This window comes from Klebsiella huaxiensis, assembly GCF_003261575.2.
In the GTDB taxonomy this organism is placed as follows: Bacteria; Pseudomonadota; Gammaproteobacteria; order Enterobacterales; family Enterobacteriaceae; genus Klebsiella; species Klebsiella huaxiensis.
The window spans coordinates 498,910-520,343 of sequence record NZ_CP036175.1; the positions used below are offsets into that span (position 1 = coordinate 498,910).

Annotated in this window: 19 protein-coding genes; 13 read left to right on the forward strand and 6 right to left on the reverse strand. The window is 54.0% G+C overall.

Going from position 1 to position 21,434, the window contains the following annotated elements:
* Positions 1-2: 2 nt before the first annotated feature.
* From trpS to DA718_RS02320, 9 genes are all read left to right on the forward strand, one after another.
* On the forward strand, positions 3-1,007 hold the full coding sequence (trpS, locus tag DA718_RS02280; RefSeq protein WP_112214766.1) for a tryptophan--tRNA ligase: 1,005 nt from the start codon (positions 3-5) through the stop codon (positions 1,005-1,007).
* A 150-nt stretch (positions 1,008-1,157) separates the two neighbouring features.
* Entirely contained in the window at positions 1,158-2,063 is a 906-nt protein-coding gene (yhfZ, locus tag DA718_RS02285) for a GntR family transcriptional regulator YhfZ (RefSeq protein WP_112214765.1), read from the forward strand.
* Positions 2,064-2,079: 16 nt separating this feature from the next.
* Positions 2,080-2,442: a PRD domain-containing protein gene (locus DA718_RS02290; RefSeq protein ID WP_112214764.1), complete on the forward strand. Its 363-nt coding sequence runs from the start codon at positions 2,080-2,082 to the stop codon at positions 2,440-2,442.
* Between the two features lie 83 nt (positions 2,443-2,525).
* Entirely contained in the window at positions 2,526-3,689 is a 1,164-nt protein-coding gene (locus DA718_RS02295; RefSeq protein WP_112214763.1) for a YhfX family PLP-dependent enzyme, read from the forward strand.
* On the forward strand, positions 3,689-4,912 hold the full coding sequence (locus DA718_RS02300; RefSeq protein ID WP_112214762.1) for a phosphopentomutase: 1,224 nt from the start codon (positions 3,689-3,691) through the stop codon (positions 4,910-4,912). Before DA718_RS02295 ends, DA718_RS02300 begins: the two co-directional genes overlap by 1 nt.
* Positions 4,909-5,787, forward strand: coding sequence for a phosphotriesterase-related protein (locus DA718_RS02305; RefSeq protein ID WP_112214761.1), 879 nt, complete (start codon positions 4,909-4,911; stop codon positions 5,785-5,787). The genes DA718_RS02300 and DA718_RS02305 overlap by 4 nt, the downstream gene beginning before the upstream one ends.
* A gap of 10 nt (positions 5,788-5,797) precedes the next feature.
* A complete protein-coding gene (locus tag DA718_RS02310; protein WP_110274970.1) occupies positions 5,798-6,151 on the forward strand; it encodes a DUF2620 domain-containing protein in 354 nt (117 codons plus the stop codon).
* 12 nt (positions 6,152-6,163) lie between these two features.
* The gene (locus DA718_RS02315) at positions 6,164-7,468 is read left to right on the forward strand and encodes a YhfT family protein (protein WP_112214760.1); all 1,305 of its coding nucleotides are present in this window, start codon (positions 6,164-6,166) and stop codon (positions 7,466-7,468) included.
* A 15-nt stretch (positions 7,469-7,483) separates the two neighbouring features.
* The gene (locus tag DA718_RS02320) at positions 7,484-8,572 is read left to right on the forward strand and encodes an aminotransferase class I/II-fold pyridoxal phosphate-dependent enzyme (RefSeq protein ID WP_112214759.1); all 1,089 of its coding nucleotides are present in this window, start codon (positions 7,484-7,486) and stop codon (positions 8,570-8,572) included.
* Positions 8,573-8,611: 39 nt separating this feature from the next.
* On the opposite strand, the gene cysG is transcribed toward DA718_RS02320, so the two are convergent.
* The 4 genes from cysG to nirB form a co-directional block, all read right to left on the reverse strand.
* Positions 8,612-9,985: a siroheme synthase CysG gene (gene cysG / locus DA718_RS02325; RefSeq protein ID WP_112214758.1), complete on the reverse strand. Its 1,374-nt coding sequence runs from the start codon at positions 9,983-9,985 to the stop codon at positions 8,612-8,614.
* Positions 9,986-9,996: 11 nt separating this feature from the next.
* Entirely contained in the window at positions 9,997-10,806 is an 810-nt protein-coding gene (gene nirC / locus DA718_RS02330) for a nitrite transporter NirC (RefSeq protein WP_112214757.1), read from the reverse strand.
* A 68-nt stretch (positions 10,807-10,874) separates the two neighbouring features.
* On the reverse strand, positions 10,875-11,201 hold the full coding sequence (gene nirD, locus DA718_RS02335) for a nitrite reductase small subunit NirD (RefSeq protein ID WP_112214756.1): 327 nt from the start codon (positions 11,199-11,201) through the stop codon (positions 10,875-10,877).
* Positions 11,198-13,741, reverse strand: a complete 2,544-nt coding sequence (gene nirB / locus DA718_RS02340; RefSeq protein ID WP_112214755.1) for an NADPH-nitrite reductase large subunit — start codon at positions 13,739-13,741, stop codon at positions 11,198-11,200. Before nirB ends, nirD begins: the two co-directional genes overlap by 4 nt.
* Positions 13,742-13,982: 241 nt before the next feature.
* Between nirB and DA718_RS02350 the strand changes: the two genes are divergently transcribed.
* Positions 13,983-15,305 (forward strand): cytosine deaminase, encoded by a 1,323-nt coding sequence (locus tag DA718_RS02350; protein ID WP_112214753.1) that lies wholly within the window; start codon positions 13,983-13,985, stop codon positions 15,303-15,305.
* A gap of 5 nt (positions 15,306-15,310) precedes the next feature.
* Here the strand turns inward: DA718_RS02350 and tsgA are convergent, their stop codons facing one another.
* Positions 15,311-16,486 (reverse strand): MFS transporter TsgA, encoded by a 1,176-nt coding sequence (gene tsgA, locus DA718_RS02355; RefSeq protein ID WP_112214752.1) that lies wholly within the window; start codon positions 16,484-16,486, stop codon positions 15,311-15,313.
* A gap of 277 nt (positions 16,487-16,763) precedes the next feature.
* On the opposite strand from tsgA, the gene ppiA reads away from it, so the two are divergent.
* The 3 genes from ppiA to argD all read left to right on the forward strand — a co-directional run bounded on the left by ppiA (position 16,764) and on the right by argD (position 19,323).
* The gene (gene ppiA, locus DA718_RS02360) at positions 16,764-17,333 is read left to right on the forward strand and encodes a peptidylprolyl isomerase A (protein ID WP_112214751.1); all 570 of its coding nucleotides are present in this window, start codon (positions 16,764-16,766) and stop codon (positions 17,331-17,333) included.
* 115 nt (positions 17,334-17,448) lie between these two features.
* Positions 17,449-18,012 carry an aminodeoxychorismate synthase component 2 gene (gene pabA, locus DA718_RS02365; protein WP_112214750.1) on the forward strand — a complete coding sequence of 188 codons (564 nt, stop codon included), beginning with the start codon at positions 17,449-17,451 and terminating at the stop codon, positions 18,010-18,012.
* Between the two features lie 90 nt (positions 18,013-18,102).
* Positions 18,103-19,323, forward strand: a complete 1,221-nt coding sequence (gene argD / locus DA718_RS02370; protein WP_112214749.1) for a bifunctional acetylornithine/succinyldiaminopimelate transaminase — start codon at positions 18,103-18,105, stop codon at positions 19,321-19,323.
* Here the strand turns inward: argD and DA718_RS02375 are convergent.
* Positions 19,313-21,391: a YccS/YhfK family putative transporter gene (locus DA718_RS02375; RefSeq protein ID WP_112214748.1), complete on the reverse strand. Its 2,079-nt coding sequence runs from the start codon at positions 21,389-21,391 to the stop codon at positions 19,313-19,315. The genes argD and DA718_RS02375 overlap by 11 nt on opposite strands.
* Positions 21,392-21,434: the final 43 nt, after the last annotated feature.

The window sequence follows — 21,434 nt, forward strand, 5'->3', positions numbered from 1 at the left end:
AAATGACTAAGCCCATCGTTTTTAGTGGCGCACAGCCCTCAGGTGAATTGACCATTGGCAACTACATGGGTGCGCTGCGTCAATGGGTAAACATGCAGGACGATTACCACTGCATTTACTGCATCGTTGACCAGCATGCGATTACCGTCCGCCAGGATCCACAACAGCTGCGTAAGGCGACGCTGGATACGCTCGCGCTATACCTGGCCTGTGGTATTGACCCGAAGAAAAGCACCATTTTTGTTCAGTCCCACGTGCCAGAGCATGCGCAACTGGGCTGGGCGCTGAACTGCTACACCTATTTCGGCGAACTGAGCCGTATGACTCAGTTCAAAGACAAGTCATCACGCTACGCCGAAAACATTAACGCCGGCCTGTTTGACTACCCGGTGTTGATGGCTGCCGACATCCTGCTGTATCAGACCAATCAGGTTCCGGTCGGTGAAGACCAGAAACAGCATCTGGAACTGAGCCGCGATATTGCCCAGCGCTTCAACGCTATTTATGGCGATGTGTTTAAAGTCCCTGAGCCGTTTATTCCGAAATCTGGCGCACGCGTGATGTCGCTGCTGGAGCCGACCAAAAAGATGTCCAAGTCAGACGATAACCGTAACAACGTGATCGGCCTGCTGGAAGACCCGAAATCGGTAGTGAAGAAGATCAAACGTGCGGTGACTGATTCCGACGAGCCACCAGTTGTGCGCTACGACATCCAGGACAAAGCGGGTGTTTCCAACCTGCTGGATATCCTCTCTGGCGTGACGGGGCAGAGCATCCCTGAGCTGGAGCAGCACTTTGAAGGCAAAATGTACGGCCACCTGAAAGGCGAAGTCGCCGATGCGGTATCCGGTATGCTGACCGAACTGCAGGAACGCTATAACCGTTTTCGCGGCGATGAAGCTTTCCTGAATCAGGTGATGAAAGAGGGGGCGGAGAAAGCCAGCGCTCGCGCTTCTGTTACCCTGAAAGCGGTCTACGAAGCGATTGGTTTCGTCGCTAAGCCTTAATCTATCTGATGGTTGCCGTCATATCCAAAGCCGGGTGCAATGCATCCGGCTTTTTAATTTGTGATAGCTGTCGTGATTTGATTATTTGCTCCTTGTTAATTATCTTCAGTTTAGTGAAGATATAAATATTCAATTTAGTGAAGATTATAGATGCGTCGGACATTCATTAAAAAAGAGGGCATGGCACTAACGACCCTGGCTCGTTATTTGCTGGGCGAGCAGTGCGGTAATCGCCTGAAAACGATTGATGAGTTAGCGGGTGAATGCGGCTCTTCCGTTGGGCTGACTCAGGCGGCGCTAAAAACGCTGGAGTCTTCCGGGGCCATTCGTATTGAACGCCGCGGGCGCAACGGAAGTTACCTGGTTGAGATGGATAACAAGGCCCTATTGGCGCATATCGATATCACCAACGTCGTTTGCGCAATGCCTCTGCCCTATACGCGATTGTATGAGGGACTGGCGAGTGGACTGAAAGCGCAGTTTGAAGGTATTCCTTTTTACTATGCGCATATGCGCGGCGCGGACATTCGTGTGGAGTGCTTACTTAACGGCGTTTACGACATGGCGGTGGTTTCGCGCCTCGCGGCAGAAAGTTATTTAACGCAGAGCGGGCTGCGGATGGTAATGGCCCTTGGGCCGCATACCTATGTCGGTGAGCACCAGCTGATTTGCCGGAAAGGTGAAATTGCCAGCGTTCGGCGGATTGGTCTGGATAACCGCTCGCCGGACCAGAAAATCATGACCGAAATTTATTTTGCCGGTCGCGATGTGGAGCGTGTTTATCTCTCTTATCACGAGAGTCTGAGCCGCATTGCAAAGGGTGAGATTGATGCTGTTATCTGGAACGTCGCTGCAGGTGATGAGCTGACGATGCTGGGGCTGGAAGCCAAGCCGCTAAGTGGCGACCCGCGTTTTTTGCTGGCGACGGAGGCGGTGGTGCTGGCAAGGAGCGATGACTACCCGATTCAGCATCTGCTGCGTGCGGTTGTAGATAAACAGGCGCTATTAGCTCATCAACAACGGGTGGTGAGTGGAGAGCAAGAGCCAAGCTATTAACATTAAGGCAGTGACTATGGAAAACAGGCTCAACTTGCTGTGTGAGGCAGGGATTATCGACCAGGATATTTGTCACGGAATGATGCAGGTCGTCCACCAACTGGACGAGAAGTGGCATCTTCCCGTCTTTAGCGAGCAGGGGGAAATCGCAATTACTCATATGGCAAATGCGCTGATGCGCAGCCGCCGCGGTGAGGTTATTGAGCCGTTGGATGAGGAGTTTATGGCGGAGATAACCAGTTCGGCGCATTGGGATGAGATTCATCAATTGCATCAGGCGCTGTTACAGGAATTTGACGTCACTCTACATGCTAATGAAACAGGCTATTTGCTGGCTAACTGGTATGGGTTGTGGGGAGCGGCGCAGCAGGCCGTGTGAAGAATATTGGGAATTGGCGCTATGCGACTTAAATATTCAAAAAAATGAATATTTAAAAAAGGAATAAAAGCAGAGGCAACTAAATGTTTATTAAAGCATTACAACGGCAGAACCCGGCGCTGATTGAGGCGGCGCTCCGCTTCTGGCAGCAAGGGCGTATCGCCCCGGATAGCTGGGTTATTGATGTCGATCAGGTGCTGGAAAATGGCAAGCTGCTGCTGAAGACCGCGCAGCAATATGGAATCAGCCTGTACTTGATGACCAAGCAGATTGGTCGAAATCCGTGGCTGGCAGAAAAACTGTTGGCGCTGGGGTATCAGGGCATTGTTGTTGTGGATTACAAAGAGGGCCGGGTGATGCGCCGTGCCGGTTTGCCCGTTTCCCATCAGGGCCATCTGGTGCAGATTCCTTCCGCGCAGGTGGCGGGAGCGGTGGAGCAGGGCACCGAAGTGATCACCCTGTTCTCTCTGGAGAAAGCGCGTGAAGTCTCGGCGGCAGCGGAAGCAAGCGGTCGGACGCAGGCGGTCATGCTTAAGGTTTATGGCGAGAGCGATTTCCTCTATCCGGGACAGGAGAGCGGATTCGCGTTGGCTGAACTGGAAAACGTGGTGGCTCATCTTCAAAGCCTGCCGGGCATTGAACTGACCGGGCTCACCCACTTCCCTTGCCTGCTGTGGGATGACGAACAGGAAAAAATTCTGCCCACGCCGAATTTGCGCTCTCTACTCGCCGCGAGAGACAAGCTCGAAAGTCTCGGCGTGACGGTTCAGCAACTGAATGCGCCTTCGGCAACCAGTTGCAGTTCTCTGCCGCTACTGGCGGAGTTTGGCGTCACCCACGCTGAGCCGGGGCATGCGCTGACCGGTACCATCCCCGCCAACCAGCAGGGAGATCAACCGGAGCGTGTTGCCATGCTGTGGCTGAGTGAAATTTCCCACCATTTTGCTGGGCAAAGCTATTGCTACGGCGGCGGCTATTATCGGCGTGGTCATGCTAAGCATGCGCTGGTATTCACTCCGGCCAGCGAAAACGCCCAACTGACGCAGCTTAACGCGGTAGATGACAGCAGCATTGATTACTACCTGCCGCTGGAAGGTGAGTTCCCGATCGGCAGCGCAGCAATCTTCTGTTTCCGCACACAGATTTTCGTTACCCGTAGCGACGTGGTGTTGGTTGCGGGTATGCAAAGCGGTAACCCTGAAATCGTTGCTCGCTACGACAGCCTTGGCAACGTACTGGAGGACTAATGGCGCGATTTGTGGTGTTGGTGATAGACAGCTTTGGCGTCGGCGCAATGGCCGATGTTCCCGAAGTGAGGCCGCAGGATATCGGTGCGAATACCTGTGGACATATCTTGCAGCGTTTTCCCGCGCTGCGTCTGCCGACGCTGGAAAAACTGGGCCTGATAAACGCCCTCGGTTTTGCCCCAGGTGTGATGCAGCCTTCTGAAGATGCCGTATGGGGAACCGCAGAACTTGAGCATGAGGGTGGCGATACCTTTATGGGACATCAGGAGATTTTAGGGACTAAACCCCGGACTCCACTACGGATGCCGTTTAATGATGTCATCGATAAAGTTGAAGCCGCGCTGCTTGCCGCCGGACATCAAACAGAGCGCCACGGCAAAGGTCCGTTTTGGCTATTGGTGGACGGTGCGGTGGCGGTTGGCGATAACCTCGAAGCCGATTTGGGGCAGGTTTACAACATTACCGGCAACCTGAGTGAAAAAAGCTTTGCTGAGGTGAAGGCCATCGGCCGGACGGTACGTGAACAGGCCTCAGTGGGACGCGTTATTGCCTTTGGCGGTATCACCAGTACGCAGAACATCTTTGATGCTGTGGAAGAAAAAGAGGGCGGCTATATCGGCATCAACGCGCCGCGCTCGGGAGCCTATAAGCAGGGATTTCAGGTTGTGCATATGGGCTACGGCGTCGATGAACAGGTGCAGGTTCCTGCCCAGCTGTTTGCGGTTGACGTACCGACGGTACTCGTTGGCAAGGTCGCTGATATCGTTAGCAATCCCCATGGCATCAGCTGGGAAAATCTGGTCGATAGCCAGCAGATTATGGAGATCACCCGGGCGGAGTTTAACCGCCGGGAGACGGCATTTATCTGCACCAATATCCAGGAAACCGATCTGGCGGGTCATGCTGAAGATGTGGAGCGCTATGTCGACAGGCTGGAACTGGTCGATGAGCAGCTAGCCCTGCTGATGGCGGATATGCGCCCGGATGATTGCCTGGTGGTGATGGCCGACCACGGTAACGATCCGACGATAGGCCATAGCAAACATACGCGTGAGAAGGTGCCTCTGCTGGTGTGGTCACCAGGACAATCCTCTGCGCAGCTCGGGACCCGGCGCACCTTGTCGGATGTCGGGGCCACCGTTTGCGACTTTTTCGGTGCACATGCCCCGGAGAATGGACACTCTTTCCTTTCGCTTTTACTGCCCGCAAGGAATACACAATGATGATTGATAGCTCTGGTTATACCTATGCACATGAGCATTTGCACATCGATTTGTCCGGCTTTAAAGGCAACATCGATTGCCGCTTGGATCAATACGAACTGATTCGTAACGAGATGCGCGATTTAATGCACCTCGGCGTGCGCAATATTGTTGAGATGACCAATCGCTACATGGGGCGCAACCCGTCCTTTATGTTGGATCTGATGCGCGATACCGGCATCAACGTGATTGCCTGCACCGGCTATTATCAGCACGCTTTCTTTCCTGAGCACGTTGCTACCCGTTCAGCACAGGAACTGGCGCAGGAGATGATCGATGAGATCGAAATTGGTATTGACGGTACGCCGCTCAAAGCCGGGATTATTGCCGAAATCGGCTCCAGTGAAGGGGTCATTACCGATCTGGAGGCCAAAGTGTTTAGCGCCGCGGCGCTGGCGCATAACGCGACCGGACGACCTATCTCAACGCACACCTCGTTCAGCACCATGGGGCTGGAACAGCTTGCACTGCTGAAACAGCACGGCGTCGATCTCTCCCGCGTGGTTATTGGCCATTGCGACCTGAAAGATAACCTTGATGATATTTTGCGCATGATCGATCTCGGTGCTTACGTTCAGTTCGACACAATTGGCAAAAACAATTATTACCCCGACGCAAAACGCATCGCTATGCTGCTCGCCCTGCGTGAAAGGGGGCGTTTGGATCACGTCATGCTGTCGATGGATATCACCCGCCGTTCCCACTTAAAGGCCAATGGTGGCAACGGTTACGACTATCTGTTGACTACCTTTGTCCCTCAGCTTTACCAGGCCGGTTTCAGCCAGGCCGATGTGGATCTGATGTTACGTACTAACCCTACTCAATTTTTCCTGTAAGGACATAGAGATGAAAAAGATTGGTGTTGCTGGCTTACAGCGCGAGCTGATTAAAAAAACGATTGAAAATACGGCGCCGGGGTGTTTCGAGGTGTTCATCTACAACGACATGGAAGCGGCTATGAAGGTGAAAAACGGCCAGCTGGATTACTACATTGGCGCGTGTAACACCGGTGCTGGCGCGGCACTTTCCATTGCGATCGCCATTATCGGGTTCAACAAAAGTTGCACTATTGCTAAGCCGGGCATTAAGGCGAAAGAGGATCAGATTGCAAAAATGGTGGCGGAAGGAAGAGTCGCGTTTGGCCTTTCTGTTGAACATATTGAGCATGCGATCCCGTTACTGATCAACCATTTAAAATAAAAAGGCACTGTTATGGCGCTTTATATTCAACTCATTGTGGTGGCTTGTCTGACGGGGATGACGTCGTTACTGGCGCACCGGTCAGCTGCGGTTTTTCATGATGGTATTCGCCCGATCCTTCCGCAGTTGATTGAAGGCAACATGCATCGTCGGGAAGCGGGAAGTATCGCATTTGGTTTAAGTATTGGCTTTGTCGCCTCGGTTGGGATCTCGTTCACGTTGAAAACCGGGCTGCTGAATGCCTGGCTGCTGTTTCTGCCTACGGACATCCTTGGTGTACTGGCAGCGAATAGTCTTTTGGCTTTCGGCCTGGGGGCGGTTTGGGGGATTCTGATCCTTACCTGCCTGCTGCCGGTTAATCATCTGCTGACGGCGCTACCGGTTGATGTATTGGGGTCGCTGGGCGAATTGAGTTCGCCGGTAGTATCCGCTTTTGCACTGTTCCCATTGGTGGCCATTTTCTACCAGTTCGGTTGGAAAAGCAGCCTGCTGGCGGCTGTTGTTGTTCTGATTACGCGCGTACTGATCGTCCGCTACTTCCCGCATCTCAACCCTGAGTCGATTGAGATTTTCGTTGGTATGGTGATGCTGTTGGGGATTGCGATTACTCAGGATCTGCGCAATCGCGGCAGCGAGGATCACGACGCCAGCGGGATGTCGGTGTTTGAAGAGCGCACGTCGCGGATTATCAAAAACCTGCCGTATATCGCTATTGTGGGCGCACTGATCGCGGCGGTCGCCAGCATGAAAATTTTTGCCGGTAGCGAAGTGTCCATCTTTACTCTGGAAAAAGCGTATTCGGCGGGCGTGACGCCGGAGCAGTCGCAAACGCTGATTCATCAGGCGGCGCTGGCAGAGTTTATGCGTGGTTTGGGCTTCGTACCGATGATCGCCACCACCGCGCTGGCTACCGGGGTTTATGCGGTTGCCGGTTTTACCTTCGTTTATGCGGTGGGTTATCTGGTGCCGAATCCGTGGATTGCCGCGCTGCTGGGCGCTCTGGTGATTTCGGCGGAAGTGCTGCTGCTGCGCTCAATCGGTAAGTGGTTGGGACGCTATCCATCAGTGCGCAATGCGTCAGATAACATCCGTAATGCGATGAACATGCTGATGGAGATGGCGCTGCTGGTTGGCTCTATTTTTGCCTCCATCAAAATGGCTGGGTATACCGGTTTCTCAATTACCGCTGCGATCTACTTCCTCAATGAGTCGTTGGGACGTCCGGTTCAAAAAATGGCCGCGCCGGTTGTGGCAGTCATGATTACCGGTATCGTGCTGAATATTCTGTTCTGGCTCGGATTATTTATTCCGGCATAACAAGGAGCGTGGGTCATGAGAACCTTTCCGCTGGAAAGTTTGTCGCTGGTTGAAGCCCAACATAAGCAGTTCGCGCTAGTGGATGCTATCTGTCGCCATTTTCCTGGTGCTGATTTCCTGCGCGGCGGTGACTTTGGTCTGGCGTCGGGGCTGAATCAGCCCCGCGTCACGCAGCGCGTCGAAGCAGTGCTGGCTGATGTGTTCCATGCCGAGGCCGCCGTACTGGTGCAGGGGGCCGGGACCGGGGCGATTCGTGCGGCGATAGCGGCATTAGTGAAGCCCGGCGGTACGCTGTTAATCCATGATGCGCCGGTCTATCCGACGACCTCGGTGATTATTGAGCAGATGGGACTAAAGCCAATTCGCGTGGACTTTAACGATCTGGCGGCGCTCTCAGAGACGGTGGCTCAGCATCGACCCGATGCGGCGCTGGTGCAGCATACGCGCCAGTGCCCTGAAGATAGCTATCAGTTGGCAGAGGTGCTCTCTGTGCTTAATGAGCAGCATGTTCCGACACTGACCGACGATAACTACGCGGTGATGAAGGTGGCGAATATCGGCTGCGAATGCGGTGCGACGCTGGCGACATTTTCTTGCTTTAAGCTGTTTGGTCCCGAAGGCGTTGGTGCGGTGGTGGGTCGTGCTGACGCCGTTGCCCGCATCCGTTCCAGCATGTATTCCGGCGGCAGCCAGATTCAGGGGGCGCAGGCGCTGGAAGTACTGCGAGGACTGGTGTTCGCCCCGGTGATGCACGCAGTGCAGGCCGGGGTGACGGAACGTCTTCTGCTACAGCTGAATCAGGGGGCGATTGCGCAGGTGAAGCAGGCGATTATCGCTAACGCGCAGTCCAGGGTTCTGCTGGTCGAATTTCATCAACCGATTGCGGAACAAGTGTTGGCTAACGCGCAGCGGCTTGGCGCGCTGCCGTATCCGGTCGGTGCGGAATCAAAATATGAGATCCCGCCGCTTTTTTACCGCCTTTCAGGCACGTTTCGCGAGGCGAACCTCGGCATCGAGCGCTATGCAATTCGTATAAACCCGAATCGCAGCGGAGAAGAAACGGTGTTGAGGATATTGCAGGAAAGCTGTGAGGGCGTGAAGTAACTCGCATCCCGGCGAAATGACTCGCCGGGATCGAAGTCATTAATGGTTGGAGAACCAGTTTAGCTTATCGCGCAGACCGACCACGCGACCCACAATAATCAGTGCCGGGCTGGCCATCTGCTGAGCCAGCAAATCCAATTGCTCTAACGTGCCGGTAACGACCTTCTGGGTTACCGCCGTGCCGTTCTCAACTATAGCCGCAGGCATATCCGCCGCCATACCGTGAGCAATCAATTTTTCCCTGATAGCAGGAGCCTGATTCAGGCCCATATAAAACACTAAAGTTTGCTTTTCTACCGCCAGATTTTCCCAGTCCAGTTCGCCGCCGGTCTTAAGGTGGCCGGTGACCAGACGCACGCCCTGGGCAAAATCGCGATGGGTTAGCGGGATACCGGAATAGGCGGAACAGCCAGAGGCTGCGGTGATACCTGGGACGACTGAGAAAGGAATGCCGGCGCTGCACAAAGTTTCCAGTTCTTCACCCCCGCGGCCAAAGATAAACGGATCGCCGCCTTTCAGGCGAACGACGCGTTTTCCGCCCTGGGCTTCGCGCAATAGAATCTGATTAATCTCTTCCTGCGGTACGCAATGGTAGCCCGAGCGTTTGCCGACGAAGACCCGATCGGCGTCGCGGCGCACTAGGTTCATTATATCGTCGGAAACCAGACGATCATAAACTACTACATCGGCCTGCTGGATCTGCTGTAATCCTTTGAGGGTTAGCAGCCCCGCATCGCCAGGGCCCGCGCCAACCAGCACTACTTCACCGCGATGATCCAGCGGCTCGGTCAGTAGCTGTTCCGTGGTATCTGCAACCGCCTGACGGTCTTCATTCGCCAGCGATTGCGCCAGCCTGTCGCTAACGAACAGCTTCTCCCAGAAACGGCGACGCTCGCTCACGGTCGCAAACTGTTTCTTCACTCGTGAACGTAATTGCCCGGCGTACTGAGCCAACTGACCTAAATGAAGCGGCAGAACTGACTCCAGTTTTTCACGTAGCAGACGCGCCAGCACCGGTGAGGTGCCGCCTGAAGAGACGGCAACCATCAATGGTGAGCGGTCGATAATCGACGGCATAATAAAGCTGGCCTGCTGAGGTGCGTCGACCACGTTGCAAAATATTCGCCTTGCTTCTGATGATTCACTGACCTGCTGATTCACCTGTTCGTTGTCAGTAGCAGCAATCGCCAACCAACAGTTATCCAGCAGAGCAGGGTTAAACTCGCCTTTTACCAGGGTGAGCATGTTCGAATCGGCCCACACCTGGAACTGGGGCACAAAATCCAGTGCGTTGACCGTTAATCTGGCTCCCGCGTCGAGTAACAGGCGAGCTTTACGTTCGGCAACATCGCCGCCGCCGACTAACAAACAGTCGCGATCGCGTAATTGGCAAAATATAGGCAAATGGTCCACGACATTACCTCTTAATTATTGGCAGCAGCCTCTGATTGTTTAATTTTTTCCGGAGCGGGGCGCTCCGATTTCGGCGTAGCATACCAATAACCCAATCCCATAAATACGACACCGGACAAAGTATTGCCGAGTGTTACCCATAACAGATTGTGGCCAATTCCCGCAAGGGTGTAGGCATCGCTGTGATGACCGAACCAGGAGAGCGCAAACAGCGTCATGTTGGCAACGGAGTGCTCATAGCCGGAAGCGATAAACGCCAGCAGGCACCACCAGATAGCGATAAATTTTGCTGAGCCTTCAGTACGGATCGCCATCCAGATTGCCAGACATACCAGCCAGTTACACAGCGCGCCTTTGAAAAACAGCGCCATCGCAGATTGGCTGGTTTTAGCCAGCGCGACGGTGTGGACGAGGCTGGTATCGACCGGTAGCAGACTACCGCTACCCCAGCTATACAGCAGCGCCACGAAAATAGAACCGAGCAGGTTGCCCATCCAGGTTTGCGGCAAAATCGCCCACATCTGCCCCTGGCTGATGGTGCCCGCTTTAACACCCAAAGTCAGGAACATAGTGTGGCCGGTAAACAGTTCAGAACCGGCGATAATCACCAGGGTTAAGGCGATACCAAAAGTGGCGCCCATCACCAGAGGGCGAACGGAAGGGTCAAGCAGATTGCCGAGAGTGAAAATAAGAATAATGCCAAGGCCGACATAAGCGCCTGCCATCATGGAGCTGACCCAGAAGCTCAGCGGATTGTTTGCCGAGAGGCGTGCGATGCGCGCAGCGTTAGCCGCGCACTTGTTTATTGTGTCCGTAAACATAGGTTTCCTTGAGATATAAAGATAAAAAAATTCAAAAAAAGGGAGGCGTTGCGCCTCCCGTTAATCTATTAACCGCGTAGCTGCACGACGCCGTCTTTCACTCGGGCTTCATAGTGCGCCACCGAATGGCTTTCATCTTCCAGACACAGGCCATCGCGCAGGCGGAAACGCTGCTTTTTCAGCGGGCTGGCAACCCACAGCTCGCCCTGATGCTCGGCAATCAGTCCACGGGACAGGACACTGGACTCAAAGAACGGGTCGATGTTGCTGATCGCAAAAACCTGGTCGCCGTGATAAGGACGGAAAATTGCCACTTGTTTATCACCTAACAGCGCGCAGACGCCGGTTTCCGGCACGATGTCATCGAGTTTGCAGATATTTTTCCACTGGCTCATGCGTTTTCCTCCACCAGAGTTACCGGGATGCGTTCGTACGGCGTAGCCGGGCGATGCTGTTCACGTTCAGGAACCACCTGGACGTTCGGATCGCGCTTGTCGCTGTTGATGAAGTGCTTGAAGCGAACCTGGGCGGCTGGTGTGTTGACGGTTTCCGTCCACTCGCATATCACCGCTTCACGCAGGCGGGCCATCTCTTCTTCCAAATGCTCGTTCAGGCCCAGCTTGTCGTCGATGATGACCGATTTCAGGTATTCAATGCCGCCTTCCATGTTATCTAACCACGGCGCGGTACGGGTCAGTTTATCGGCCGTACGGATGTAGAACATCATGAAGCGGTCGAGGTATTTCATCAGCGTTTCACGGTCCAGATCCGCTGCCAGCAGATCTGCATGGCGCGGTTTCATCCCGCCATTACCGCAGACGTACAGGTTCCAGCCTTTTTCTGTCGCGATGATGCCGACGTCTTTACCCTGGGCTTCCGCACATTCACGGGTACATCCAGAAACGCCAAACTTCATTTTGTGTGGGGTGCGGATGCCTTTATAGAGGTTTTCCAGCTCGACGCCGAAGCCGACGCTATCGCCCACGCCGTAGCGGCACCAGGTGCTGCCTACGCAGGTTTTCGCCATACGCAGCGCTTTGGCATACGCGTGACCCGTTTCGAAGCCTGCGTCGATCAGTTGACGCCAGATCTCTGGTAGATCGTCTTTCTGCGCGCCGAACAGGCCAATACGTTGAGAACCGGTGATCTTGGTGTACAGATTAAATTCACGGGCGATACGACCGACGGCCACCAGGCCTTCCGGCGTGATTTCGCCACCGGCAGAGCGAGGGATAACAGAGTAGGTACCGTCTTTCTGGATATTAGCCAGGAAGTTGTCGTTGGTATCCTGCAGCGGGGTATGCTGCGGTTTGAGAATATATTCGTTCCAGCAGGAGGCCAGCAGGGAGCCAACGGTTGGCTTACACACTTCGCAGCCGTAGCCTTTGCCGTGTTTCGCCAACAGCTCTTCAAAAGTTTTGATGCCTTCCACGCGGATGAGGTGGAACAGTTCCTGGCGAGAGTACGCGAAGTGCTCGCACAGGTTGTTGTTCACTTCGATGCCCTGTTTCGCCAGCTCGGCGTTGAGCACCTGGGTTACCAGCGGAATACAGCCGCCGCAGCCGGTACCCGCTTTGGTTTCCGCTTTCAGCGCCGCCACAGTGTGGCAGCCTTTGTTGATGGCAGCGACCAGCATGCCTTTGGTGACGTCGAAGCAGGAGCAGATCTGCGCGCTGTCCGGCAGTTTATCCACGCCGATGGACGGCTTACCGCTGCCCGCGTGGGCTGGCAGGATCAGTGAGTCCGGGTTTTCCGGCAGCTCGATGGCGTTCAGCACCAGCTGAAGCAGATTGCCGTAGTCGCTGGTATCGCCCACCAGTACCGCACCGAGCAGCGTTTTGTTATCTGGGCTGACGATCAGACGTTTGTAGACTTCTTTGCTTTCGTCAAGATAAACGTAGCTACGTGCACCCGGCGTGCGACCATGGGCATCGCCGATACCACCAACGTCAACGCCCAGCAGCTTCAGCTTGGCGCTCAGGTCCGCACCTTCAAAGGCGTTTTCCGTTTCGAGGATATGATCAGCGGTCACCTGTGCCATTTTATAGCCTGGAGCAACCAGACCATAAACGCGATTGTTCCAGCTGGCACATTCGCCGATAGCGTAGATATCCGGATCGGACGTCTGGCAACGGTCGTTAATTACGATACCGCCGCGCTGGGCGACTTCCAGACCGCATTGGGTGGCTAGCTTGTCGCGCGGGCGAATACCGGTTGAGAAAACGATAAAATCGACTTCCAGTTCGCTACCGTCAGCAAAACGCATGGTTTTACGCGCTTCGGTGCCTTCCTGGACGATCTCTTTGGTGTTTTTGCTGGTGTGCACGCGCACGCCCATGCTTTCAATTTTGCGACGTAACTGCTCGCCGCCCATCTGATCGAGCTGTTCAGCCATCAGCATCGGGGCAAATTCAATCACGTGGGTTTCAACGCCGAGGTTTTTCAGCGCACCCGCAGCTTCCAAACCCAACAGGCCGCCGCCGACTACCGCGCCGCGTTTGCTACGACGGGCACAGGACTCAATGGCGTTGAGATCTTCAATAGTGCGATAGACAAAACAGTCCTGGGTTTCGGAACCTTTAATCGGTGGGATCCACGGATAGGAGCCGGTCGCCATGATCAGCTTGTCATAGAATACGGTACGGCCCGCGCTGGAGTGGATAACCTTCTCCTGGCGGTTGATGGTGATGGCGCGTTCGCCAATCAGCACCTTAACGCCGTGCTTCTCGTAAAAACCTTCTCGTACCAAAGAGAGCTCTTCAGCGGTATGGTGGGAGAAGTAGGAGGAGAGGTGTACGCGGTCGTAGGCGATACGGGGTTCTTCACAGAAGACGGTAATATCAAAATTGGCAGCGTCGGATTTATCAAGAAGATCCTCAATAAAGCGATGGCCGACCATACCATTACCAATAATAGCGAGTCTGACTTTGCTCATATTTGCCTCGATTTCTTTTATATTACCGCCTACCTTAACGATTCAGCCAAGACACTTATTGATGCAAATCAATTACACCTTTACCTACTACTTAAGTGGTATATTTTTGATTTGTCAGCATTTTTATAAGTATTGGAAAACACTAACTTTTCCTTTTTGCTTTTTTTGTGTACAAAATCAGCAGAAGAAATCGGCACAAGGTTGAGTGAATCTTTAGCAATGTTTAACGAGGGTCATTGGTATGACAGCAGCGTCGCTTTGGTTGATTGAGAACGTTCGCCTGCCCGATCGCGAAGGTCTTTGGCAGATAGCGATAGACAAGGGGTGCTTCGGGGATATAACCCCAATGGGCGAGGCGCGCAATGAGAGTTATGAGGTGCTGAATGCGCGCGGCGGATTGGCTATTCCTCCTTTTATTGAACCGCATATCCACCTCGATACCACCCAAACCGCCGGGGAGCCTAACTGGAATCAGTCCGGGACTCTGTTTGAAGGCATTGAGCGCTGGGCGGAGCGTAAGGCTTTACTGAGCCATGAAGATGTTAAAGCTCGCGCATGGAAGACGCTGAAATGGCAAATTGCTAACGGCATCCAGTTTGTGCGTACCCACGTCGATGTTTCTGACCCCACGCTCACCGCACTTAAAGCGATGCTGGAGGTGAAAAAGGAGGTTGCGCCATGGGTAGATTTGCAGATTGTTGCCTTCCCACAAGAGGGGATTCTCTCCTACCCCAATGGAGAGGCTCTGCTGGAAGAGGCGCTGCGTCTGGGGGCTGATGTCGTGGGCGCGATTCCTCATTTTGAATTCACGCGTGAATATGGTGTGGAATCTCTGCATATCGCTTTCCGCCTGGCGAAAAAATACCAACGGCCCCTGGATATCCACTGCGATGAAATCGACGATGAACAGTCAAGATTCGTTGAAACCGTGGCGGCCCTGGCGTTAAAAGAGGGGATTGGGCCGCAGGTGACCGCCAGCCATACCACCGCTATGCACTCCTATAACGGTGCTTACACATCACGTCTTTTCCGTTTACTCAAGCTGTCCGGCATTAACTTCGTCGCTAATCCGTTGGTTAATATCCACCTCCAGGGACGTTTTGATGACTATCCGAAGCGCCGTGGTATTACCCGCGTGAAGGAGTTGATGGCGGCGGGAATTAACGTCTGTTTTGGTCATGATGATGTGTTTGACCCGTGGTATCCGCTGGGTACCGGCAACATGCTGCAGGTGCTGCATATGGGGCTGCACGTTTGCCAGATGATGGGATATCAGCAAATTAACGATGGGCTGAAACTGGTGACGGAAAACAGCGCACGCACGTTTGGCCTGAGCGATTACGGTATTGTGCCCGGAAATCCGGCGAATCTGGTGATTCTGCCTGCGGAGAATGGTTTTGAAGCCGTGCGCTGCCAGGTGCCAGTTCGTTGGTCAATTCGTCAGGGGAGAGTCATCGCCACGACGCAATTAGCGCAGACCTGGGTGCAGACGGACAAGGGAGGGGAAGAGCTATTCTTTACCAAAAACAGCCCCTTTGTCGGAACAAAGGGGTCTGAGGCTTAGTGAGATTACGCTGCTGCGTTGTTCTGGCGGTGGCGGGAAACAAAGCCGAGGATCACGCACATCACAAATACTATGGCATAGAGGCCGTTAGCAGTATGCAACGCTGCCAGCGGGCCGCTGGCGGCAACGATTGGACCGGTAACCACAAAGGTCAACATGGTGCCGACGGTACCGCAGGTGAGAATGAAGTTCACCAGCTTTGGCGATGATACTCTGGTCTGCTGCGAGCCTAGCGTAATAATGGAGGTGTAGATTGCGCTTGAGAAGAAGCCGAGGGTCAGGATAAACCACGGCATATGCTCCGGCGAACCGTTAATAAACAGATACATCAGGATCGTCGCCGCGCCTGCCAGCACGGTCAGAATACGTTGCAGGTCAAAGAAGCGCAGGATAAAGCTGAATGACCACATGCCAATCATGTACGACATCCAGAAATCACTCACCAGTTTGCCCCCATCACCCAGGCTCATGCCCAGACTTTTGGCGTATTCCGGCACCCAGGAGATAAAGCCCAACTGGCCGAGGATGTAACAGAGTGCGGCAATGGAGAGAAACAGTACGCCGATACCCCATTTCTCTTTTGCTACCGGCTGGCTGTCCAGCGGCGCTTTTTTACCTAGTACCGGGAATTCACAGCCGAAAGTCAGTACGAAAATAGCCACATAAACCAGACCGATGCAGGCGTACACCCAGTACCACTCGATGCTTCGTGCCAGCAGGTATGCGGCAAGCATCGGGAAAATCATTCCCGCCATGCTGAAGAAGGAGTCGGTAAAAAGCAGGCGCGCGCCGCGCTGACGACCTTCATACATATGGGTGATCAGGAAGGTACCAATCGACATGGTGATCCCGCTGACCAGCCCAAGTACGAACATTGAGGCAGAGAACAGCGCCAGGCTGTGGCTAAACATCAAACCGGCGACGGCCAGCACCATCAAGATAAAGCCAAAGCGCAGTTGGGTTTTCAGCGGAACGATTTCCATCAGCCAGGCATTCAGGAAGATAGAAATCAGGATACCGGCGTTGAGGAAAGTAAAGGTGTTGCTCATACTGGAAACGGGCAGATGGAAATAATCTGCGATGTTTCCCATCACCATCCCGGTGACAATCACCAACGCGCCGGTCAGGGCGTAGGAGAAAAAGCTGATCCATGTGAGCTTGATGCGGTTGCTGTTAGTCATGACTGGCCTGTGAATAGAAATGTATAGCGCGTTGAATCTGCGCCGGGCGGACAGATTTTATTCGTTTGCGTGATGTAATTAAATGTTTATTCTGAAATGTATATCTTTTTGCATGAATAAATGTGATTGAAATCACATTTAATTATTCAGTGGATTAATGATTGCATCGTAACAAGTGTTTCAGCTAAGTAAAATTAGGTAAAAGGCTGGCCCAGGATGCAAAGGCTCTTTAGAATCAAGGCACTCGCTTTTTATTCTGCTCCGTTAAGGAATTTCCATGCTCAAATCAACTCTCGTGGCGGTGGCTGCCGTTTTCGCCTTTTCAGCATTTTCCCCAGCCATGGCGGCGAAGGGCGACCCTCATGTGTTGCTGACCACCTCTGCGGGCAATATTGAGCTTGAGCTGAATAGCCAGAAGGCACCCATTTCGGTGGATAACTTCCTGAAGTACGTCAACAGTGGTTTCTATAACAACACCACCTTTCACCGCGTGATCCCGGGCTTTATGGTGCAGGGCGGCGGCTTTAACGAGCAGATGCAGCAAAAGCAGCCTAACCCGCCGATTAAAAACGAAGCCGACAACGGTCTGCGTAATACCCGTGGAACCATCGCCATGGCGCGCACTGCCGATCGGGACAGCGCGACCAGCCAGTTCTTTATCAACATTGCGGATAACGCCTTCCTCGACCACGGCCAGCGCGATTTTGGCTATGCGGTCTTCGGCAAGGTCGTGAAAGGTATGGACGTTGCGGATAAGATTTCTCAGGTACAGACCCATAACGTTGGGCCTTATCAAAATGTTCCGTCTAAACCGATTGTTATTCTGTCGGCGAAAGTGCTGCCGTAAAATATATATCCCGCGCGGGCACCAAGCCCGCGCTGCTTTCTCCCGCCAGATAAAGTAATAAGCGAAACCCGAGAATCTGCGTAGAATACCCCGGTTTGTAACTTCCGGAGCCGCCATGATCCTGCTTATCGACAACTATGATTCTTTCACCTGGAATTTGTATCAGTACTTCTGCGAGCTGGGAGCGGAAGTCCTTGTCAGGCGTAATGATGAGTTGACGTTGGAGGAGATTATCGCGCTGGCGCCGGAGAAAATCGTTATTTCGCCGGGCCCCTGTACCCCTGATGAATCAGGGATTTCGCTGGCGGTGATTCGCCACTTTTCCGGCAAGACTCCGCTCCTGGGCGTTTGCCTCGGCCATCAGGCTATCGCGCAGGTTTTCGGCGCGACCATCGTGCGGGCTGCCAAAGTGATGCATGGCAAAACGTCCCCTGTCATTCACAATGGACAAGGGGTGTTTGCTGGGTTGAATAATCCACTCATCGTTACTCGCTACCACTCCTTATTAATCGATCCCCCAACGCTAGGGGAATGCTTTGAGATCACCGCCCGCAGCGAAGAGGGCGAGATCATGGGGATTCGCCATCGCGAGTTTGATCTCGAAGGCGTGCAGTTTCACCCGGAGAGCATTCTTAGCGAGCAGGGGCATCAACTGCTGGCAAATTTCCTCCACCGTTGATTTGTAGTTGCCATTGATTGATTTTTTATGCATATTTTGTGATTAGATTATCATAACCATTGCTGCATAACGAAGAAGGATGGGCATGACATGGCAACTGAACAACCGGCAATCACCCGCGCCACATTCGATGAGGTCATTTTGCCGATTTATGCACCGGCAGAATTTATTCCGGTGAAGGGTAAGGGTAGCCGCGTATGGGATCAGCAGGGCAAAGAGTACGTTGATTTCGCAGGCGGTATTGCCGTGACCGCGCTCGGTCATTGCCATCCGGCGCTGGTGGCGGCACTGCATGAGCAGGGCGAAACCCTGTGGCATACCAGTAATGTTTTTACCAACGAACCGGCCCTGCGCCTGGGGCGTAAGCTGGTCGATGCGACTTTTGCCGATCGCGTGGTGTTTATGAACTCCGGGACAGAAGCTAACGAAACCGCGTTCAAGCTGGCACGTCATTACACCGTGACTCGCCATAGCCCGTATAAAACCAAAATCATCGCCTTCCACAATGCGTTCCATGGTCGTTCGCTGTTCACCGTCTCCGTAGGCGGTCAGCCGAAATACTCTGATGGCTTTGGCCCGAAACCGGCTGATATCGTTCACGTGCCGTTTAACGATTTGCACGCGGTGAAAGCCGTCATGGACGATCATACCTGCGCGGTAGTGGTAGAGCCGATTCAGGGCGAGGGAGGCGTGACTGCGGCGACGCCTGAATTCCTGCATGGGTTGCGTGAACTGTGCGATCAGCATCAGGCACTGTTAGTGTTTGATGAAGTGCAGTGCGGTATGGGACGTACGGGCTCGCTGTTCGCTTATATGCACTACGGCGTGACGCCGGATATTCTGACCAGCGCTAAGGCGCTTGGCGGTGGCTTCCCGATTAGCGCGATGCTAACCACTCATGAAATTGCCAGCGCTTTCCACGCGGGTTCTCACGGCTCAACCTATGGAGGTAATCCGCTGGCCTGCGCGGTGGGCGGGGCGGCGTTCGATCTGATTAACACGCCAGAAGTATTGGATGGTGTGAGTGCGAAGCGTGAGCTGTTTGTTAAACATCTCCAGCAGATTGACGCGCAGTTCGATTTGTTTAGCGATATCCGCGGAATGGGGTTGCTAATCGGTGCTGAGCTTAAGCCGCAGCATCAGGGCCGGGCGCGCGACTTCCTTTATGCTGCCGCAGACGCTGGCGTGATGGTGCTCAACGCCGGGCCTGACGTCATGCGCTTTGTGCCGTCGCTAGTGATTGACGATAGCGATATTGCCGAAGGAATGGCGCGCTTTGCCCAGGCCGTTGAGCGTGTGCTTAGCGCTTAGTGGTGCGTAGCCAGATACCATGATGCGGACGCTGACGCCATGCCACCGACGAAATGGTGTGCATGGTGTTCAGGTGACCCAGAATGCGCTGCAGATGCTGTTCCATGGTGCTGAGCGGGCCGCGAGGGACTTCCGCATCCTGGGCCTCCATAATATTCACATCCCCAGCGCTCCCCGGCCCATCTGAATCCAGCCGTTGCTGACAGCGCTGTAGCGCAATCTCACAGGACTCCAGATAACGCTGAGCCAGATCCGGCGTCAGCATATTGTGCTCGCGCGCCAGGGTGGTCATCGCATTGATGTGTTCAACAATGAACTGGCTATGGGTTACCCACAGCTTCATATCTTCCAGATAGTGCGAATTAAAGCCCGGTTCCTGCATCGCCTGATTGAGTGAGTTAAACAGCGCATTGTGCGCCTGATTAACGCGCATTCGCTGATAGGCCAGCGCCGGAGCCTGATGGTCGTCGCTAAGAATGAGCCGGATCGCTTCCTGATCGGCTTCCAGCGCGTCGTGGGCATTTTTGCGTAGCAGACCGCTTTGCCACTGCGGCCATAGCCAAACCATCCCACCAAAAGCGATCAGACAGCCAATAAGCGTGTCGATTAATCTGGCGATGATAAACTGCTCACCGTTTAGCGTGAGTAATTGCAGGGTATAAACCGCCGTGACGGTAAAACCAACCATTGCCCAGCCGTAGTTCTTACGAATAATCAGGTAGCTTAGCAGTGTGATGAAGAGCATGGCGGTCAGCGTATAGCCTTCAGGCACGTGGAAGTGTAGCGTCAGCCCGGCGATAACCAGTCCGGCAATCGTTCCAGCCGCCCGGTGAACAATGCGCACTCGCGTCGCACCGTAGCCGTTTTGCGTCACGAAAAGCACCGTCATCAGGATCCAGTAGGGTTTCGGCAGATGCAATGCGCTGCCCATCAGGCTGGCGGCGCTCAGCATTACGCTGATGCGCGCGGCGTTGCGTAACGCCGGAGATTTAAACGACAGGTAGCTTCTCAGCGCTGGCAGCAGGGGTAAACGTCGGGTTTTATCCGCCATCAAGTTACGCGTGTACAGAGGACGCTGGGTACGCAGAACCCGGGCTATACGGCTGAAGTGCCAGGCGCAGAACTGGCCGACCGGGTTATCCGGATGTTGCCAGGCAATTTTTTCCAGCGCGCCGATCTGTTTATCCATCTGAAAGCGCTGTGGGTAACGATGGTAGAGAAGATCGTCCGCCAACTCACGCAGGCGGGCGGCAACGGTTTGCGCATTCCAGCGAATCACTGCTTCTGCGTGACTGCGTTCCACCAGTTTCTGCACTTCTTCCGGCTGATGCAGGCTAACGGAGATATGCTCCTGTAAATCCAACCCCACCTGAAAAGCGCGCAACAGACGTTTGTGGTCGTTGCGTTGATTGGCCGCCAGCATATGCATCTGCTGGTAACACTGGGTAATCAGATCAACCACTTTCTGCTGGCGGTTAAGTAGCGGCGGCAGCGAGGTGGCCGGGTCCGTATGCTGGGTCAGCAGGCTGTATTTGGCCTCGCAATAGTTAGCCAGTTCGCGGTAGAGCAGGCTCAGCGACTCGCGCAGCGGTTGTTCGCGCCATAGCCAAAACCAGAACCAGTTAAAGACGCCATACCATAAGGTGCCGAGCGCGTAGATTAGCAGTGGTTCCCAGATTGGCATGTTGCCCGCGAGACTTAGTGTAAAAATCGCTGCGATAAGCGAGGCGGGGAGGAGTCTTGCGTGCAGTGAACTGATTTCGGCAGTAACGCCGAGGATGAGCGCCAGGCCAGTGAGAATAAGCGGTAGAGGGATCTCGCGTTGCAGCAGGAGCTGGACAATCAGGCTACAGCCAGCAAACAGGCAGCCGCCAATAATCAGGCGTTTAAAGAAGCGCTTATGTGGTGTGTCCAGACCGGCAATGTTGCAACAGGCTGGTACCAGGGAAAAAAGTAAGCCCTGCTGTAAATGTCCGAGAATAAGTCCAACTGCGACCGGCAGACACAACACCAGCGTTTGCCGCAGTGCGTAGTTGACTTCCGGGTGGTAAATCAGCCTGCGCCACATGAGGGGGAAACAAAAACGGCGTATTGCCATGCAATACGCCGTT

Excerpts from the sequence above, each read along its gene's own strand:
- trpS (WP_112214766.1), top strand. The coding sequence starts at position 3 with ATGACTAAGCCCATCGTTTTTAGTGGCGCACAGCCCTCAGGTGAATTG.
- yhfZ (WP_112214765.1), top strand. The coding sequence starts at position 1,158 with ATGCGTCGGACATTCATTAAAAAAGAGGGCATGGCACTAACGACCCTG.
- DA718_RS02290 (WP_112214764.1), top strand. The coding sequence starts at position 2,080 with ATGGAAAACAGGCTCAACTTGCTGTGTGAGGCAGGGATTATCGACCAG.
- DA718_RS02295 (WP_112214763.1), top strand. The coding sequence starts at position 2,526 with ATGTTTATTAAAGCATTACAACGGCAGAACCCGGCGCTGATTGAGGCG.
- DA718_RS02300 (WP_112214762.1), top strand. The coding sequence starts at position 3,689 with ATGGCGCGATTTGTGGTGTTGGTGATAGACAGCTTTGGCGTCGGCGCA.
- DA718_RS02305 (WP_112214761.1), top strand. The coding sequence starts at position 4,909 with ATGATGATTGATAGCTCTGGTTATACCTATGCACATGAGCATTTGCAC.
- DA718_RS02310 (WP_110274970.1), top strand. The coding sequence starts at position 5,798 with ATGAAAAAGATTGGTGTTGCTGGCTTACAGCGCGAGCTGATTAAAAAA.
- DA718_RS02315 (WP_112214760.1), top strand. The coding sequence starts at position 6,164 with ATGGCGCTTTATATTCAACTCATTGTGGTGGCTTGTCTGACGGGGATG.
- DA718_RS02320 (WP_112214759.1), top strand. The coding sequence starts at position 7,484 with ATGAGAACCTTTCCGCTGGAAAGTTTGTCGCTGGTTGAAGCCCAACAT.
- nirC (WP_112214757.1), bottom strand. The coding sequence starts at position 10,806 with ATGTTTACGGACACAATAAACAAGTGCGCGGCTAACGCTGCGCGCATC.
- nirD (WP_112214756.1), bottom strand. The coding sequence starts at position 11,201 with ATGAGCCAGTGGAAAAATATCTGCAAACTCGATGACATCGTGCCGGAA.
- nirB (WP_112214755.1), bottom strand. The coding sequence starts at position 13,741 with ATGAGCAAAGTCAGACTCGCTATTATTGGTAATGGTATGGTCGGCCAT.
- DA718_RS02350 (WP_112214753.1), top strand. The coding sequence starts at position 13,983 with ATGACAGCAGCGTCGCTTTGGTTGATTGAGAACGTTCGCCTGCCCGAT.
- tsgA (WP_112214752.1), bottom strand. The coding sequence starts at position 16,486 with ATGACTAACAGCAACCGCATCAAGCTCACATGGATCAGCTTTTTCTCC.
- ppiA (WP_112214751.1), top strand. The coding sequence starts at position 16,764 with ATGCTCAAATCAACTCTCGTGGCGGTGGCTGCCGTTTTCGCCTTTTCA.
- pabA (WP_112214750.1), top strand. The coding sequence starts at position 17,449 with ATGATCCTGCTTATCGACAACTATGATTCTTTCACCTGGAATTTGTAT.
- argD (WP_112214749.1), top strand. The coding sequence starts at position 18,103 with ATGGCAACTGAACAACCGGCAATCACCCGCGCCACATTCGATGAGGTC.
- DA718_RS02375 (WP_112214748.1), bottom strand. The coding sequence starts at position 21,391 with ATGTGGCGCAGGCTGATTTACCACCCGGAAGTCAACTACGCACTGCGG.